The organism is Chthoniobacterales bacterium, from assembly GCA_035274845.1.
Lineage (GTDB): Bacteria > Verrucomicrobiota > Verrucomicrobiia > Chthoniobacterales > UBA10450 > AV80.
In genome coordinates this window covers 87951-104783 of sequence record DATENU010000022.1, presented here as the reverse complement: position 1 = coordinate 104783, position 16833 = coordinate 87951, and the positions used below count along the sequence as shown (strand labels likewise).

Annotated in this window: 13 protein-coding genes; 3 read left to right on the top strand and 10 right to left on the bottom strand. The window is 53.7% G+C overall.

All coding sequences use genetic code 11. The features are described from left to right. Positions 1-2: 2 nt before the first annotated feature. From VJU77_16780 to VJU77_16740, 9 genes are read right to left on the bottom strand one after another with little or no spacing between them, the layout of a single operon-like run. A complete protein-coding gene (locus tag VJU77_16780) occupies positions 3-1562 on the bottom strand; it encodes a PLP-dependent transferase (protein ID HKP05009.1) in 1560 nt (519 codons plus the stop codon). Beyond that, a complete protein-coding gene (locus VJU77_16775) occupies positions 1559-2323 on the bottom strand; it encodes a hypothetical protein (GenBank protein HKP05008.1) in 765 nt (254 codons plus the stop codon). The genes VJU77_16780 and VJU77_16775 overlap by 4 nt, the downstream gene beginning before the upstream one ends. Then, positions 2320-3264, bottom strand: coding sequence for a hypothetical protein (locus VJU77_16770; GenBank protein HKP05007.1), 945 nt, complete (start codon positions 3262-3264; stop codon positions 2320-2322). The genes VJU77_16775 and VJU77_16770 overlap by 4 nt, the downstream gene beginning before the upstream one ends. Next, on the bottom strand, positions 3246-4910 hold the full coding sequence (locus VJU77_16765; protein ID HKP05006.1) for a hypothetical protein: 1665 nt from the start codon (positions 4908-4910) through the stop codon (positions 3246-3248). The genes VJU77_16770 and VJU77_16765 overlap by 19 nt, the downstream gene beginning before the upstream one ends. A 1-nt stretch (position 4911) precedes the next feature. Continuing rightward, positions 4912-5694, bottom strand: coding sequence for a class I SAM-dependent methyltransferase (locus VJU77_16760; protein HKP05005.1), 783 nt, complete (start codon positions 5692-5694; stop codon positions 4912-4914). After that, positions 5694-6869, bottom strand: coding sequence for an ABC transporter substrate-binding protein (locus VJU77_16755; GenBank protein ID HKP05004.1), 1176 nt, complete (start codon positions 6867-6869; stop codon positions 5694-5696). The genes VJU77_16760 and VJU77_16755 overlap by 1 nt, the downstream gene beginning before the upstream one ends. 2 nt (positions 6870-6871) lie before the next feature. After that, positions 6872-8461 carry an ATP-binding cassette domain-containing protein gene (locus VJU77_16750; protein ID HKP05003.1) on the bottom strand — a complete coding sequence of 530 codons (1590 nt, stop codon included), beginning with the start codon at positions 8459-8461 and terminating at the stop codon, positions 6872-6874. Positions 8462-8500: 39 nt separating this feature from the next. Next, on the bottom strand, positions 8501-9400 hold the full coding sequence (locus VJU77_16745) for a branched-chain amino acid ABC transporter permease (GenBank protein HKP05002.1): 900 nt from the start codon (positions 9398-9400) through the stop codon (positions 8501-8503). After that, positions 9397-10269, bottom strand: coding sequence for a branched-chain amino acid ABC transporter permease (locus VJU77_16740; GenBank protein HKP05001.1), 873 nt, complete (start codon positions 10267-10269; stop codon positions 9397-9399). Before VJU77_16740 ends, VJU77_16745 begins: the two co-directional genes overlap by 4 nt. 417 nt (positions 10270-10686) lie before the next feature. On the opposite strand from VJU77_16740, the gene VJU77_16735 reads away from it, so the two are divergent. The 3 genes from VJU77_16735 (at position 10687) to VJU77_16725 (ending at position 15802) form a co-directional block, all read left to right on the top strand. Next, positions 10687-11364 carry a hypothetical protein gene (locus VJU77_16735; GenBank protein HKP05000.1) on the top strand — a complete coding sequence of 226 codons (678 nt, stop codon included), beginning with the start codon at positions 10687-10689 and terminating at the stop codon, positions 11362-11364. Positions 11365-12056: 692 nt separating this feature from the next. Then, entirely contained in the window at positions 12057-14000 is a 1944-nt protein-coding gene (locus VJU77_16730) for a hypothetical protein (protein ID HKP04999.1), read from the top strand. Between the two features lie 212 nt (positions 14001-14212). Beyond that, positions 14213-15802: a hypothetical protein gene (locus VJU77_16725; GenBank protein HKP04998.1), complete on the top strand. Its 1590-nt coding sequence runs from the start codon at positions 14213-14215 to the stop codon at positions 15800-15802. 220 nt (positions 15803-16022) lie between these two features. Here VJU77_16725 and VJU77_16720 read toward each other — a convergent pair whose 3' ends face one another. Next, positions 16023-16784 carry a nuclease-related domain-containing protein gene (locus VJU77_16720; protein HKP04997.1) on the bottom strand — a complete coding sequence of 254 codons (762 nt, stop codon included), beginning with the start codon at positions 16782-16784 and terminating at the stop codon, positions 16023-16025. Between the last annotated feature and the right edge of the window lie 49 nt (positions 16785-16833).

The window sequence follows — 16833 nt, the reverse complement described above, 5'->3', positions numbered from 1 at the left end:
GTCTATGCAACAAAACCTGGATAAAAGAGCTGGACCTCAGTGGAACCTTCTGAGCTTCCGCTCGTATGAACGGCCGACAATTTCACCTGGCTGATCGCGAGCGCTGTCTTGCCCAGAGTCTCCGCCAAACTGCGAACAATCCATTGCGGTTCAATTCCGACCGAGACTCGCAAGTACGTCGGCGCATCTGGTTGGTTTAAGAAACCGGATTCGTAGACACGCGCAGTGGTCTGATTCCATCCAAAGCCGCAACGAATTTGAACGATGAGCCCATTTTGAGCGGCTCCTTGACGCCAATCGTCGAGCAAACGCCGATGAGCGGTGTTTGCGTTCCCGCTGTCATGAGGCAGCGCGACAAAGAGTAACGCCCCGATACCTTCGTCGAAGATCGTATTCGCCGCGCCGTGTGTCGCTGTCGAATCGAGCACGTTCATTAATGAAAAGCATCGAGCGTACGGCTGGAGTGTTTGATGAAAAAGTCGCACGTTTTGCGTATGCCGCGCTAGTTTTTCAGGCAGGTGCTCGGTCTCTGCCACGTTGATAAAATTAAACGCCTTTTCCTGCAATTGCTGGCCAGCTACTCGCGCGTAGTTGCGCGCTCGTTCCAATGTTGTCCGGTTGCCGTAAAGAATGCCGGCCATGCAATGATGCGCAAGATATTTAACTCCGCTTTCCAAAATAATGAGTCGTTCGTGTTGCGGCAGAATGGAAAACCAGCAGGTCAGATGACTTTGAACGGAATTGTCGATTAAGAATAAAGCCTGCTTCGCTGCCTCGAGCCATGCTGGAACATTCTCAGGCACATCAACACTCGGAACATTCGTTACCGTTTCGATAATCACCAGACGCGGTTTGGATTCTTGTAAGGCCGCAATTACTTTTTGGAAATCGCCTACTGGAACTCGAACAACACGGATTCCCCGTTCTGAAACGAAGCGGTCGAGAAAATCGGTGATTTCGAAGTAGGAACGCTCGCCTGTTACTACTGTGTCGCCGGGACGCAGATTTAGCATTTCGCAGACAACGGCGATTCCCGACATTCCACTGTTCAGGAGTAATCCGTCTTCACTGCCATACATCTGTGCAAGTAGGTGCTCCAACTGGCGGCGACGACCATGTTCGTATGTGTCCCAATACGTGTGTGAACTATCGCCACGAGATTGCGCGCTAACATCATTCCAAAACGCGTCCATGCTTTCGTACGCGCGCGCGACCTCAGCGACATTGTTTAGCGTGCAGCCTTTTTTTCGAGCGAGTTGCTCATATTGAGCGATTACATCCGCAACGGTTCCGCCGCATAGCTGTGACTCGGAAAGCTGCGCAATAAAACGACGAAAATCAGAAAGACTTGAATTCCATGAATCAATCTCGCGCGTCCGAATTGCTGTGCGGTTAATGCGTTGGCGCAATTCCTGATCAAGGCCGTCGGCCAGGCACGTGAAGTAACGTAAAAACTCTCTCTCGTCCTGATCCCTATCGCTTGCCTTTGCCCGAAGACTAACTTGGTCATCAGTTTGAATCTCTTGATTTGGCTGCTGACGCCGTTGGAGTAGTCGCGTCATTTTGTTTCGATAACGATCAAGTGATGGGATAGTGGAATACCTGGCAGTCGTTCTTTGCGGTCGACAGCAACTGGAACTCCGTAGAATGCGCACGTCTGAATCCATTGTTCCTCCGTCCGATGATTCATAGGCGAATCCAATCCGGTATGATTCAGACAATGGTTGAAAAACAAATCCATGAACTCTTGGAACTCTGAAGGGTGCTCAGACTCCAGGCAGTTCTCGACCAGGATGAGACGGCGGCGAGCCGATTTAGCGGCAAGCTGCAAGAGCCCGTCTGCGTCAGGTTCGTGATGCAAAACTGTACTCAAGAGAACCGTATCGACCATTGGCAATGGTTTGTCTTCGTCAAAAAGTCTGAACGGTGCTGAGTGTGAGCTGTGATCGACATCATAAACGTCCGGCCGCTCTACCAGCAACACATCGGCTCCATTGCTGGCCAGATTTTCACCGATCCGGCCGTCTCCAGACAATAAATCCATCAAACGTCCGCGAACATGTGGAGCAATCCACTTCGCGAGTTCGGTGGCGCGGTATTTGGCGCACGCCTTATTCCAACGATCCCGAATGCCGCTGCTTGCCAATAGCGCACTCAACCGGGTGAAATCACCATCTCTTGATAGCAGCTGATGCGCGTCCTGTGAGAAGCTGGCGGCAGTATCGCGTGTCATTCCTAGATCGCGATGCGCAATTTCGACAAGATGCTCGCCGAACCGCTTGAGGGCGGAAATTGGAAATGTGACTGTGGCGGTTGTATTCATGTTGCCCTTTTGCCCTGCGTAACAGTATTTGACGTTCCGCCCCCAGTTTCATTCGGCCGAAGGAGCTCGTTGCTCCTTTTAAGGAGCAGTTTCTCTACCTCGCAGAAGGCTTTTGCCACTAAGTCCGCCTCTGCCAGCAGTTTCTGTGAATCGTTATCGGAGAGGTTGTTGCTATGGCCAAGCGTCTGTTGTCCATCACCTTCCTCAATTGTTTTAAGCAGATCCAATATTGGCTTCGGAATGTCGCTGCAACCCGCATCCTGCGCCTCCGTTCGGGTCTCCCCTGTTAGATTCGCTTTCTCAAATGGAGACCTCCACCAAGTCTTTTGTCGTATTTGCGTAAATCGATTCGCGATTTCGCTGGCAAACTCGCGAGGCATTTCCGAGAACTGCATCTGATCCAGCGCGCGATCCAGGTCGTCTGAGTGTTGATCACTGTTTGAGCCGGCGAATGCGGCGAGATAGCCCTGGCATAACATAGATAGCGCGGGCAACGCCTCACTCGGAGATGAGAGCCTTAAGAGGCTTGGTGGCTTTTCCGGATCGCGCTTTGGATCAAACGCCCAAAGCAGAAGCTTCCTAATTTCAGGAACAGAAATCTTGGTTGTGACATCATCGCCTCGATTTAGGGAACACACGATGTGCCACCCCTTCGTTGTCTCGGGTTCCGCACCTGCGCCTCCATACCAGAATGTTGTGTATGGAAGCGAAATATGCGCGGGCCTCATGTGAGGCTTGTTGTCTCGATAGTGGATGAGCACAACATCCGGCTGAGGGCACGACTCATTTAAGCATCGCGCTACGTTTCGGGCCTTTCCTTTTCTGGCCAGATCGGATTCCGTGATTAGCCAGACATTGATCTCCTGAATGCTCGCGCGGAGACGCGTAGCCCAAGCGGTGGCACGTTCAGAGTCGCCGTCGATTACAAGGATGTCTTGCATTTGTTGAAACGTAGAATTAGCCTCTTTTCGTCTCTGTTACCCGTGTTTTCTGGTTTGGAGATCAGTTGAAGAGTCGACGGTGGAAAGAATAACTCGTGATGACACTCCACATTGGGAGCGATTACCCGTATAGCGGCTAACGTCACGAATCTTGCTATGTTTTGCGCGACGGTCCCCGCGTGGTATTGGTCATCCGATAACGCAATATCTAGAGCTTGGATTGTTGTGTCTGTTGGTTGCGTCGGATTGTCAGATTCGGTTTTGATTGAGACTAACCGGCTTAGCTCGTATCCAACCGACTTGGACAGACTCTGGGAATCCAGTGCGACATGAATCTCTAAATAGTCGCGGTTTAGAATAACCTTACGAACCAAGAACGGATCAATGACAGACGTCGGTTTACGGTGCTCGCATATGAGCGTAAACAGTTTGAAGAGGTATCGCGCAGCGGCTGTCGCTATCTTGTCATTTTGTTCGGGTAATAAATGATCATTGCGCGCATCGTATCCGTTCTGAAGCTCGATCTCAATCCTCTTCAACCAATTATTGGTCGAACCAAATTTCGAAGCAATTGCAGCTAGGAGAAAGAAAAAACCGCCCAACGTAGTGAGGCTCTCTGTCGGTTTCTGCTGCCCCCCTGAGGCGAATGCACAGTTTTGGCCACACATTGTTTTGAGAGCCTCGCGAACAGTTGCTTCATCCAATCCCTTCGGCCAATCTGTACCAGGCTGATCGATAAACCGTCGCAAAAATTCATCTGCCTGACCGCTTTCAATCGTATCGTGATTTAGGTGTTTCGTTTCCTCCCAGAAGACCTCTAGTCCGTCACTCGCGGCTCGCCGAATTAGGTCTGCATAGCGCGCTTGAAACCGATCATAAAAGGATTCAAGAACGGTTAGCGTTGTAGGTTTGACCGCTGTTGTGAGAGCGGCCCATAATTTGGCTTGTTTCGCCCCCATTCTGAAACCGGCATAGACTCCAAGATCCGAAAATGTGTTGGTCCGGACCTCCTGGAGCCAGTCATAGAAATTCTTGAAACACTTGGCATCCTTTTCTGGATCGCCTTCAAGCATGATGCTGCAGAGAAATCGCTTTTCAGTACAGGTCTCCAGTATTGGTATGAAATTTTCACGATAGACTAGCGCCACGAGTCCGCCCTGAAACCGCTCCCACTTTTGGAATGCCTCCGGTGCCACGCCATCGAGAAGAATCAGAAAAACTTCTGGGTGTGAACCACGCTGACCGTTGGCGTTCGCCAGCGCCATTCTGCGTTCCGCTGCCATGATACTGCTGAGTGAGAACCAGTACTTGGTTTTTAGTATCCACGCTGATTCGCCTTTAAGAAAAGGCTCGTGGACGGCTTCGACTGTTTTCTGACACGCATGTTTCATGGCAAAGGGCCACATTCGTGCAGACTTTTCGGTATCTGACTTGGAAGCGGCCGCACATTCTGGCTCCAGCCAAAGCACCTCGGAACACGCGTCGGTTCCGTTAGTCAACGTGTTGATAATTTCGCCACCAATAGTCAAATCGACGTTGTTGGCGGACTGACTTCCGAATAATTGGAGCGCTTCGCGCTCGTTGCGAAAACCGGCGCCGGCCTGGAGCCGGTCAAGTAAATCAAGCTCTGCAGCTCTAGCGGCCATTTCAGGAAACTGGCCTAAAATCGGCCTTGAGAACGCTCGCCACAGAACCAACGAGTTGTTTCGCCCGACTCAATGGATGCGTCCAGACAAGCTTGAATGTTTGTAGTAGTAGACGAGTTGAGTCGAGGCTGGAAAGAAAATAACTCCAGCAAACCTTGTATTCACCGTTTGAGCGAACGCCGTGATTCGCCGCGCTACGTATTACTTCAATTGCGCGTGGATTTGAGTTTCGCGTTTCAAGTTCCGAGACAAGGGCGCAATAGAATTGCTCGGTGGCGCGGGCATGTCCCGCCTCGTCTACGTACGCCGGAAGAAAGTGGTCGCCCAGAATGAGGATGCCATCCCGTGACAACAGGCAAGTTGCATTCCTTAAAAACGCCCCTTTCCGATCATCCTCTATGTGGTGATATGCTGAATTTGCCAGAATGATGTCGTAATGTGTGTCGCTGGTGAAAGTCACAGCATCGACACAACAGCGTCGAACTGGAAGGTTTGTTGGGAAATGTCCGTGACTCTCGCTTAAAGCTTGCGGGCTGTTATCTACGAGGGTAACCGAGTCCGTTGAAATAGCGTCCGAAACTTTCTTGGCTGTTAGCCCAGTGGCGGCGCAGAGATCGAGAATTCGAGCAGGTCGTTGTACACGGGCGAACCAATCGCTCGCAAACGAGACGATCGCTTCGTAAAGCAACTCCTCGTTAAACGTTGCCTGCGCGAGTTCGAGATTCTTTGGGTCGGTGATGTCCGCCGTGGCATCTGCGAAACGCGATGTCGTATCCGCTATCATTATTCTTTGGACATCTTCCAAGGCACCAACGATCCGTTTTGGTAAACCTGGCGTCGATATTGTTGACTCACTAAATCGCCGTTTTGATCAAAGCGAATCTCGCCGGAGATGCCGCGATACGAGAACTGAGGCGAATGCAGATAGTCGGCAATTTTGTTTGGATCTGTTCCGACTTCTTTCATTCCTTTCGCGGCAACGTTTAGCGCGTCGTAGCTCTTAAGAGCGTTCACATCGGGGTCCATTCCGAATTCGGTCTTGAACCTTTTGACGAATTCGTCGTACTCCGTTCCTTCCGTTGGCAATGGAAGGGCGACGCGGACGCCTTCGATAACGGTTGCGCCTACGGCAGTAAACTCAGGCGAACTAAGGTTGTCGCTGCCATAGACTCGTGAAGTGACGCCAGCTTCACGCAGTTGTTGAACGAAGGGCGCTCCTTCGTTGCTGTACGTAAGGAGAAAGACAACATCGCAAACGCTATCTTTAATTTTCTGAAGCTGAGTGCGGAAGTCCCGGCTTCCCGCGGCTACGCCTTCAATCAACGGATCAGGAAACCCTTTCGATTTGAGATATGTTTGAAGGGCGTTCCGATAACTCGCCCCCCATTCGTCTTCTACATAGATGAGGGCAGGCTTTTTCATGCCCTCTTCAATTGCCCAGTCGGTATTGTATTTCCCAGCCAACGCATCCGATGCGATGACACGGAAATAGCGAGGACCCCCTCGCTCTGTCAGAGCCGGCGCGGTACTAAGCGCATCAATGATGAGATAGTTTCCTGATTTTGCCGCTTCGGCTACTGGAAGAGCGATCTTGCTGCCAGTAATCCCAACAATCGCTTTGACGTTTTGCACCGAAGTCAGTTTCTGAAATGCGGAGACGGCCTTGGGTGCCGAAAACTGTGAATCTTCGATAATAACGCTCAACTGTTTACCTCCGATCCCTCCTGAAGCGTTGATCTCGGATTCCGCGAGCTGAAGTCCGCGTTGCATCATCTCTCCGTATGACGCAGCTGGTCCGGTGAGCGCCAAAATAGATCCCACGAGAATCTTGTCAGTGCCCGTTTCCTTTTGCGCTTCCGTGGAAGTTTGTTTGTTACAACTGCCAACGAGGAAAAGGACGAAAAATCCCGCGAGAGCTGAAATGCCAATCGATTTTCGTTTGGAAGATGGATTCATCATGATTAGTCGCTGTTCATATTGGTTTCATTTGCCGTGGAAAGCGGTGCGTCAGATTGGGGCAACATAATCAATTTGGCATTATGCCCTTGGACGATGGTGTTTGCGTGAGTCATCAGAGCAGCGGAATCGAGAGCTGAAAAAGGCTCGTCGTACACAACGAGGCGGCTATTTGCTGGCACTGAAGCGAGGGAGAGTTTTTGTCGCTCGCCTCCGCTAAGTTGCGCTGCCGTGCGCTGTAAGAGAGGTTTTAAGTGCGGGGGGGCATCCTGGATGCCGGCCGCGCGTAGAGATTCCTCGACCGTGAGTGTTGGAAATACATTGCTGCGTGCGGGAACGAAGTGAAGTCTTGCACGAGCGCGTTGCCACACATGCAGCTGTTTAATGTCCTGACCGTCGAATAGAATCTCGCCGCGATCGATGGGAATAAGGCCTATGATCGCTTCGCCGAGTGTCGTTTTCCCCCAACCGTTTGGAGCCTGCAAGACGGCGGTTTCGCCTTCGTAAAGTGCGAGATTGAGTCCAGAAATCTCACGTCCATCATCGAGACCAATCGAGGTGTGTGAACCGCGATTCACGACTAGGTTGCGAATCTCAAGGATTTTTCTGGATTCTGAGCCGCGCTTGCCAGACCGAATTCGAGTTAGTATGGCCCCACGTGGTAAAGTTTCTTCCAAAACTTCCGCCCGACTCGGCACGAGAAGGTCGAACCAGGCGGGTCGATGTTGTGGCGTTAGCGTATTGCGATTTCCAATGATCTTTTCGCTGGCAGTTCGTTGAATCCTGCCATTCGCCAGTAGCCAGTCCGTCGTCAAAAGGCCGTGTAGATGAATTTGATTAAAAACGTGTTCCACAACAACAACGGTAACCCTGTGCTGGCGAATCAGTGACTCGAGCAAGGCGAGGACGTTGATGATGCCTTGCCGGTCCAGCCCGGCCAACGGTTCATCAAGGAAGAACAATCGAGCGCCGGCTGCGAATGCGCGCGCGATGGCAACCCGCTTGGATTGTCCGAGCGAGATTTTATCCGCCGAAGAATCTTCGCGTCCGCCAAGATCAAGATCGGCAAGTATCTTGTCAGCCTTCTGACCGACTTGGCGCTCTACTCGGCGGGTGTGTCGCGGAGTAAATAGAGTGCGCAAAGGATTCTCGCCTGGCTGGGCTGAAACACCGACGGCAATGTTGTCCCGCAATGATTGAGAATTGAACAGACGTACATCCTGCCAGGTTCGGCCAATTCCGCTCTGGGCGACGAATTCCGGCCGAAAATGATCTTGAGGACCTAACCCTTGCCACAGCCGTCGTGGAAATTCATAAGCGCGCGATGATCCATTACTGCTATAGTGAATTGCGCCAGAATCGGGCTCGATATTTCCTGTGAGGATATTGATCAACGTGGTCTTTCCCGAGCCATTCTCGCCACGCAATAGAACGACTTCACCTTCGTGCAGATCGAAATCGAGTCCGTTGAGAACAACCTCGCCGCCAAAAGTCTTACGCAAGCCACGAGCGGAGAGGAGAATCTTCCCTCCTGATTGATCGTCGTGATCGGCATCCAATTCTGTCGCCTCGTGTCGTTCTCTTGGTGTTTCCACTAGAGTAATCATGTTCGCGATCCGCTTGATGGTGACAAATTATTTGAAGCGGTATTGCCCGGCTATTCCCTGCGGGCGGAAATGCATCATCAGGATGAGAAGCAAGCCGTAGGTCCCGAGACGCAGGTTGGCTGCAAACGCTCCGGGCAAGTGTGTGAAGCGGAGAAGTTCGGGAAGCGCAATGAGGACTAAAGCGCCCACCAGCGGTCCGCGGAAATTGCCGGCTCCGCCGACAATGACCATGCTGAGCATCAAGATACTCTCATCGAGAGACGCCGTCGTTGGATCGACATAGCTGAGATGGGCAGCATAAAGCGCTCCGGCAATTGCAACCATTGCGGCTGAGATTGCGACAGCCTGCAATTTCAAAAGACGTGTGTTCTTGCCCAAGGTTCGGGCCGCGAGTTCGTCATCGCGCATCGAAACGAGAACACGCCCCCAAGGTGACTTCTTTAGCCGCCAGATGATGAAAGCGCAGAATGCAGCCAATGTAGTAGCGAGAACGGCGAAGCTGGCGGGATGGTCGAATTCGAATCCGAGAACATTTGGTTTCGGTATTCCAGCAATCCCAAACGGACCGTTCGTAAGATTTCTGAATGAGCCGAGAGCCGAGTCCGGATCAGACCAGTTGTAGATAACGCTGAAAATGAGCGCCTGGACAGCGAGACTGACCAGCACGAAGAAATCCCCTTTCAGCCGCCACGCCGGCAGAGAAACCGTCAAACTCAACAAGCCGCCGATAAGAATGGCGACAGCAACCGCAGGTATGAAACCCCAGTCGAGTCTAAGTGCGAGCAGAGCGTACACATAGCCGCCGACTGCATAGAAACCAGCGTGAGCCAACGTGAGCAGCCCGCAATAGCCGACAAGAAGATTGAGGCTAAGAGCGACAATCACATAGATGTCGAAGTAAATGAAAAGGTGAAGCAGGTAGTTCATGAAGTAGTTGCTTCAAGCCGCGTCTGTTGCCCAAACAGGCCTTGCGGCCGGAGCAAAAGGAAGCATGCCAGGATCGCGAACGTGGCGGCTTCTTGCCAACGAGCCGAAAAATACCAAACCACTTCCTCCCGAACAAAGCCGAGCAGCAATCCGCCGATTGCAGGTCCGGCGAAGGAGTAACGTCCACCAATGATTACGGCGACTATCGCGAGAAGCACTGCGTGCAGCCCGGTATATGGATCAAATCCAATGTCGTAACTGGTCAACAACGAACTGGCGGCAGCGAACGCTCCCCCCAGAGCAAAGGCGATCAGTCTGTGAGCATTGTTGTTGTAACCAAAGAGCGCGAATTGTGTCGGATTATCCGCCAAGGCGCGCAATCGTAGTCCGATCGTGGTCGTGCGAAGTAGGATCCAGAACGCTGTCAGCATCGCTGCGGCGACACCGGCCGTTACGAATTGGGCCGAGGTGAGCACCGCGCCACTGAAGTGGATTGTTGAATCGATACCCGTACGCAGGGTTTTCGTCTCGTTGCCCCAAATCATGGCTGCCGTCTGAACGAGCACTATGTAAATACCGAGGGATGAGATCAGATGAGCACCCTCGGAAGCGCGATTCCGTGTGAGGGGCGCATGATTCATCCATTCGCAAAGAACGGATAATAAGATCGCAGCAACCACGGCTACTGCTATTCCGAGCGCGAGTGACAGCCCTACCGTCTGGCACGCCCGGACGAAATATGGCGTGAGCGAATAAAGGCCGGCGAGGCCGATGAAAAATACACGCGTCGGCAAATAGACGAGTTGAAAGGCCACTGCGAGCAACGAGATCGCGCAACCGGCTATGAGGCCATTTAAGAGGATTTGCATTTCGCCCGCCTGTTGGTTCCCGTTTGCGTTAGTGCGTGACAAAGCTTGTCACAGCGGCCCCAGGATGGTGGATGGGAACGCCGCCCTCCTCTATTCTTACATCGAGATGGATTCGATTTTTCAAGGCGCGGCGTGGCGACGATTTGTCTTTCAAGACGGTCCGGCGGTACGTGACGCGTCACGACGCTCGCTCTTTTGGTCACGCCTTGCGTTTGTGGGAGCTGAATCAACTAAGAGTGAAAAACGCGAGTACAACCAAGAGTCGCGCGGCGAGAGAACGGAACGGATAAAGGCGGAGTTCCGGTTTTACCTGGGCGCCGTAGGTGGAACTGGGACGAAGCGTGAAAACCAGCATTCTGCCTGCGAGAGCGCGCAAGCGATCGCGGAACAAACCTTCAATGAAGAGGAGAGTTTAGCTTGTCTCGGGAGACGGCAGAGGAGGAGGGCGACGAAAGGCTTGCGCTGGTTGCGGGGTTACTGGAACTCGCGCAGCCGGGAATGATGTTGCGGCTCGTCTATTCCCGCGATGGCGAACGGGTACGGGTTGCATTCGAGGGAGCGGACCAACGGCCGGGCGCTCCGCGTTTGAAGGAGCAGCTGCGAGTCGCTCTCGAATCGATGCGGTCTCGCGGGATGTTGTTCGGTAATAATGAACTCGGTGCTGTCCGTCAGTCTCTGGGGAAAAACCGGTCGTTTGAGCTGGTACCTCGTTGCAGAGGGCTCGCGCTGACTCCTGCGGTTGGTTTTGATCGTACAGCTGCGCACGCCGACCGCGCGAATTCCGTGATTGTACCCGACATCCCGTCGACCCGCATCGCACGGTGGTTGACCTTCGCGCCGCTGTTGTTGTTGCGACACAGTGCGCTTCGCGCCGCGGAAGTTGAATTCACCGCACGAAAACTCGCCGCAGAGGAAATAGCAATCTTGCGTGCCGTATTCGATGAGCAGATGAGAAAACATGCTCTTGTATTCGGGGAAAAGAGCAGCCCGGAGCGCTCGAAACTTTCCTCGGGCTCTGGCTCCAAAACCAGCGGGGATGGACCGTGCGGTGTCGTGTCTATACCGCCGCTGGCCTCGAAGCCCCAGAAGCGCTGACGGACGTATTTGGGAACGAAGTGTTCGGCGTTGCGTCTCGATTGAAGGCCGAGGAGACCGTGCCGCAGGGAGTGCTTGATCTCAGCAACGCATTCCCGCCCGGGTGGCCATTCCCCGCTTTGCTTCACACGCCAGACGATTTCCAGCGTCTGGTAGCGCACAAAGTGATCAATCGCGCCCTTGCAGTCTTGCCGAAGAAGCGTCTGTCACTTGGCACCATTGAGAGGCGCGCATTGCGGTTGCCCTCGGAAGTGCGTGACCGGCACATGTAGAAAAACTGGCGCCCAATGCGAGAAGCAACGCCACCAACAAGGGTGCGGGCAGACTTGTGCCGTACCTCCCGCCGGCCGGAGCGGCCGCACGCCACCCGTGTAGCGCTCGACACCGGTTTTCACAGTCTCGTTGAAGTGTTTCTGCGCGCTGGCGTGCCCCAAGAAGGCAGAAATTCTGCACTTCGCACCGCCATATTCGCCCGCCGACTTGAGTTGGCGCAGCTCTTGGTCGAGTACGGCGCGGACCCGCACTCAAGTGCGGTTGGAGACACTTTCGATTCACGTTGCCAACTGATCCGGTGGATAATCACTCGTGGAATTGATATGGAGGAGCGCAGCGCACGCGCGCACCACCTTTTGCGGCGCGACGAACCAGACACGTGCGTTCGACAGGAGATCGAATGTTTGCTTGGGTAAAGCATGTCGGCGTCGTTTAGTCCCGAGAATAGCCTGATCTTCGCAGCCGCGCGTCGCGCTGCCTCGAACGCTCCGGTTGATTTTGATACGCCGCACAGTCCAGAACGCCATTCCACGCTGGAGGCGGAGCGTGAGTGGCTGTCCGCCGATTCCGACTCTGCAGCGGGTGTTGTGCGTGCTCTGTTTCAAAATGGTATTCCGTGCGACGCAAACTTTTACGCGCAGGTGGAAAGCTTCTGTAATCACCTCGGATTCGCAGCCCCAAGCGAAAAAAAAATCGGGACGCAGATTTGGATCGCGGCGCTTCGCTCGCTGAATCAAGAGGACGCAGAAGCTCTCTTACTGGCGTTTGCCAAAACCGGTCACGCATTTTTTCGCGTCCATGAAGGTTTGCCCGCAGTGGTGGATGCTCTCTCCCTCCCGGGGCGTTTCGCCATCGAGTGGTTTCCGGCATTAGCTACGCGTCTTGGCGATGACCAAGCTACTTCGGGAGTGTGGGGCGCGATCACCCGCTACTGTGAAGTAAATCGAAGCGCGGCTCTCGAAACTGCCGAGGCTCTCGCGGCGCGCGAGCAGTCGACAATAGCGATGGAGATCGCGGCCCAGATGCTCGGAACTTTGCGCAGCGTAACGCTAGAACCGGCGGAGGATGCGAAACTGTTAAGTCTAAACAAGCAACTCGCTCGCAGCTCAAGCCCCACCCAGCGGCATTGTTCCCTTCGATCGTGGATTTCGACCGCTCGACGTGGCACGATGGATATCAACCAGCTCAAAGCAGTCCTTCGCCAGTGCGAGGCCGGTACCCCGGAGGACCTCGCGGAGGGCGTTGGGGTTGTTTGCAGGATCGCTTGCGCTGCCGCACTCAACGAACAATGCTTATTAGCTGCTCTCGCATGGCTCCGAGAAAAAGCGTCTTCCGATCTATCTATTCAGTCGAAACACATCATCACAGTAGCAATCAATGCGGTCGCCGACCGCTGCCGTTCCTTAGCGGATCGGCCGGAGGCGAATCTCCTGGATCTGCTTAATCAGATTCTGCCCATTGGCCCCAAATGTCTCGGCACGTGGCGTGTTCTCGAATCCTTCCTGATAAAGCAATCGAACCACGACAAGCGTGGTTTCGAGCAAACGCTGCAAGCCATTGGCGAGCGCAGTCCCGGGGTCCTGTATCCGCTGGTGCGTTCTGACAAAATCTTTACCGCGCTACTTTCGAAGATGGCCGCGCAAGACAATGGCCAATTGGTAGGCCGATTGATGTTTCAGTCGGCGATCGGTGGAAGGGAACTCGGTCTTGCGCTCTTTGAGTGCCTCGGGCTTGCCGCATTTTCAACCGAGATGCTGAGCGCGATCCATGAGGATGACCTCCGGATAACCTTGTTTGTTTTTCAGACCCTTGGAGTGCACGGGAACGTCATCGCGCGATTCTTTTCGGCGGTCGCACCGCGATTTGAGCAGAGCAGCGAAGACGCGAAGCGAGAGTTTTCCGATGAACTCTTTGTCCAATGCAAGAACTATCCCAACGCGTGTCTTGCCAGTTTGAAGCAGCTTGAAAGCCAACCTGAGGTCATCCGCGCTGCAGTGGAAAAAGCTGAACATTACTTCAAAGCTCGAACGGAGGTGCGCGCATCACCGCTCAATGCGATGCAAGTGCCTTATTACCGCTGGCAGGCGGAACGGAAGTGGCGCACCATGAACCGCGAAATCCACGACAAAGCTGAAGAGCAATCCGTCTTTGCCCAGCTAATGAAAAATGTGGAGATGCTCTACGGCGATGCTTTCTCGTCTTACGACGACGCGAATCTTTCCGAAACAACCCCAATGGGCGAGCACTCGTTCGAATTCGAATTTCCGAACCTTGAATTTATCGCCCCCGAAGACATGGCCCTCCGGCGACTGCACGCATTGCAGATGATTCATCGTTTAAGCGAATCGAGAAAAGCGCAATGACGCCGGACACGATCACTTCTTTTCTCACGTATTACGTTCGCGGACTCGCGGAGCGGACACGAAAGGAAAAAAAGGGGACGAAGTATGGATTCGATTGGATCATCTACAATCTCGGACTGGCCTTAAGCTGGAAGCCTGTTCGCCTGCCTTGGCTACGAGCAGGCGATGACGACATTTCAAAGACTAAGACCGAGGAGGAATTCGGGATCGATTTGTCTTTCCTCCGCGAGGAGGGCGAATCGCTCGTCATCTTCGTCCTTAAAGGCGAAGTGCTCTCCTATAAGAATTGGATTTCCGAGTCATTTGATGGAGACCTGCGCCGGGCGGCCGCGGTTGATCTTTCCGCCGCCGGTCTCGAAAAGGTCAAACGCGTCGAAATCATCCTTGCGTACAACAAGGACCAAGAAGACGCCGGGGTGGCTTCGTTCGAGAAGACGAGCAGCGCGCTTGGAACAAAAGTTGGCGATCACGCTACGTTGACTTTCACGCGATGGAATCTGGTAGAGATCACCGAGCTTGTCCGACAGCATCTCCTCACTCCGTCGCTAGTTCCGCAGAACCTATTCGGACAATTTAGTTACTTATGCGCGCAGGCTGGCGATTTCATTCACGGCTCCGACGAATGGGTTAACCAACTCGTGCCGAACTGGAGGCGTTTTCTTTCGCGCCTCACCGAGCCGATCGATCTCCGCATGCTGCGCTTGATTCCTGTTACGCTGGTAATTCTTCGCAGTTACGCCCGCGAACCCACCCGCGAGACTGGTTGGCTTGACCTTGCAGAGTGGGGCGTCCTTGCGGCATGGCGTTGTGCGCAGAAGAGCGATGATCCTGAAGTCCACAAGGTGGTGCAGGAAATGTGGGCCGAATTCTATCTTCGCGAACTGGAGCGATTTTATTCGGACAACGCTGCTGTTGCCACCGTTGAGCACGGCCTCCAAGCAGAGAAATCTACCACTAACCTTGATAGCGTCGCAGGTTCATACCTGGCATTTTGGCATCTTGGTCGGCTCGGCATCCTGACATGGGCGCTGGTGGAGCTATCAGGCAAAGCACCAACTGAAGAGCGCGCCGCGTTTCGACCACGTTTAACCGCGGTCATCGATGTTCTAAACGGGCTAGTCAGTAACAATTCCGGTGCATTGCGACCTATGCTCGACATTCAGCACATAGAGCTGTTCCTCGTCTGGAGAGCGCAATGGATTTCTAAACAAAGCGACAACATCGAAGGCTGGCTTTGGATGCTTGGCGAGCGAATTCTAATGCGTCGCCTCGGGAAGAGCGGCCCGCCTTTCATTTCCGGCGCAAATTCTTGGGAACTGGCATTTGAGCGCGCCGGGGGCAAAAGCGAGCGCGCGTTTGGAGACACGAGTTCCAACCTGCTTCTGATGCTTCTCGAACTCTGCTGTTCGCTGCCTGCGGCAAAACACGCGGAATTGCTTCGACATTATTTTCTCCGGTTGATCCTAGCCGCAGATGATGACGGCAAGCCGCTTGGCGACCGGCAGCCGATGCAATTGATGAGTTGGGCGCCTCCGCCCGAGTGGGAGAACCGAATCTTGGAAGAAGCCGTTCTCGATGGTGTTGCCATACCGGCGGAGTTCGTACCGGACTCGGCGTTGCCTGATCTTGGGCTCCCTGCGCAGCTAGCGTCCTTTGCCTACGCTGCGCGTCAGCGGTTTCCTCTTCAATTGGGTGAGCGCGTTCCTTCTTCTGTTTTTGCGCTCGCATGTTTGAAGCACCAATCACCGATCCCGCCAGAGTTTTGGCGTTCGCTATTTTTGAGGGTCAATACCAGCAACTAGCTGATTACTCGCGTTGCCGGTACCGGCCCGACACGGGGTCGGGCGATCGCAACCAATCTCGTCGGCGCTGTCTCCCTCCGCGCGCTGCCGCATCAGTATTCGATATTGCGATTGCGGTCTTCGATCATGGCCGCGAAACGGCGAACGTCGCTCTCGCTCGTCGCGGTTCCGTTCAATTTCGGAATATTTGCTGCGACTTCGCTGCCGCTGAGAACTGTGACTACCAGTTTTGAGCGCCGGTCGATAAACCAGCCCGGAAGGACAAGTATCGATCCCACTCTGATGATTGGTCAGAGATTTTCGAGAGCCACTCGGCTAACCACGCGGCCTCCTCCTGCGCCTGGGCTAGGTCACGTTGATCAATACCCCATGGATATTGCAGCGCGTTATCCAGAAGGGTGACCGTCGCGCCCTTTTCGCCCTTCATTTTTCGACGGGTCTTCGTCTCAACGGCAAAGACTCCGTTCGGACCAATTACAATGTGATCAATGTTTCGAATCGAGCGCGGCTTGTCCGTAATAAGGAAGTCGTGAAAAACGCGGTAGCCGACGAGCATTAGCTGATTGAGCGCTTCGCCAACGTGTCGCTCGCCTTCGAAACCCAAGCGAATGCGAGGTCGCAGATTGAGCACTTTCCACAGTCGATAGGCCGACCAAATCGATGCGATCGCAGCGATGGCAGCGATCGTGATCCATACTCCGATACCGGTATGGACGCCTTGGAGTGCGACCAAACCAGCCATTATGAGCGGCGAATACGCCGACAAGAAAAGCTGAATCAGTCGATCATTCAATCGCTCGTCTAGTTCGACCAATTTGATGCGTAGGGATTCGCCCGGCGGACGCAGAATCTTTTGTGTAAAGGGATGACGTTTTTTCCGATTCTTCCAGTGAATCAGCCCGAGAACGGTACCGCCAAGTAAAAGGAGGAATGCGCTCTCTAGAAATATGGCCCAGATGAACATCGCTGATGAAATCAGCATGCAGTAAGCCGATGTTCGGCGCGAGTCGCATCGATCAGCAGTGAGCCTC

What these genes read in the sequence shown, in the direction of transcription:
- VJU77_16780 (HKP05009.1), bottom strand. Translation starts at nt 1,562, where the DNA reads ATGACGCGACTACTCCAACGGCGTCAGCAGCCAAATCAAGAGATTCAA.
- VJU77_16775 (HKP05008.1), bottom strand. Translation starts at nt 2,323, where the DNA reads ATGAATACAACCGCCACAGTCACATTTCCAATTTCCGCCCTCAAGCGG.
- VJU77_16770 (HKP05007.1), bottom strand. Translation starts at nt 3,264, where the DNA reads ATGCAAGACATCCTTGTAATCGACGGCGACTCTGAACGTGCCACCGCT.
- VJU77_16765 (HKP05006.1), bottom strand. Translation starts at nt 4,910, where the DNA reads ATGGCCGCTAGAGCTGCAGAGCTTGATTTACTTGACCGGCTCCAGGCC.
- VJU77_16760 (HKP05005.1), bottom strand. Translation starts at nt 5,694, where the DNA reads ATGATAGCGGATACGACATCGCGTTTCGCAGATGCCACGGCGGACATC.
- VJU77_16755 (HKP05004.1), bottom strand. Translation starts at nt 6,869, where the DNA reads ATGATGAATCCATCTTCCAAACGAAAATCGATTGGCATTTCAGCTCTC.
- VJU77_16745 (HKP05002.1), bottom strand. Translation starts at nt 9,400, where the DNA reads ATGAACTACCTGCTTCACCTTTTCATTTACTTCGACATCTATGTGATT.
- VJU77_16740 (HKP05001.1), bottom strand. Translation starts at nt 10,269, where the DNA reads ATGCAAATCCTCTTAAATGGCCTCATAGCCGGTTGCGCGATCTCGTTG.
- VJU77_16730 (HKP04999.1), top strand. Translation starts at nt 12,057, where the DNA reads ATGTCGGCGTCGTTTAGTCCCGAGAATAGCCTGATCTTCGCAGCCGCG.
- VJU77_16720 (HKP04997.1), bottom strand. Translation starts at nt 16,784, where the DNA reads ATGCTGATTTCATCAGCGATGTTCATCTGGGCCATATTTCTAGAGAGC.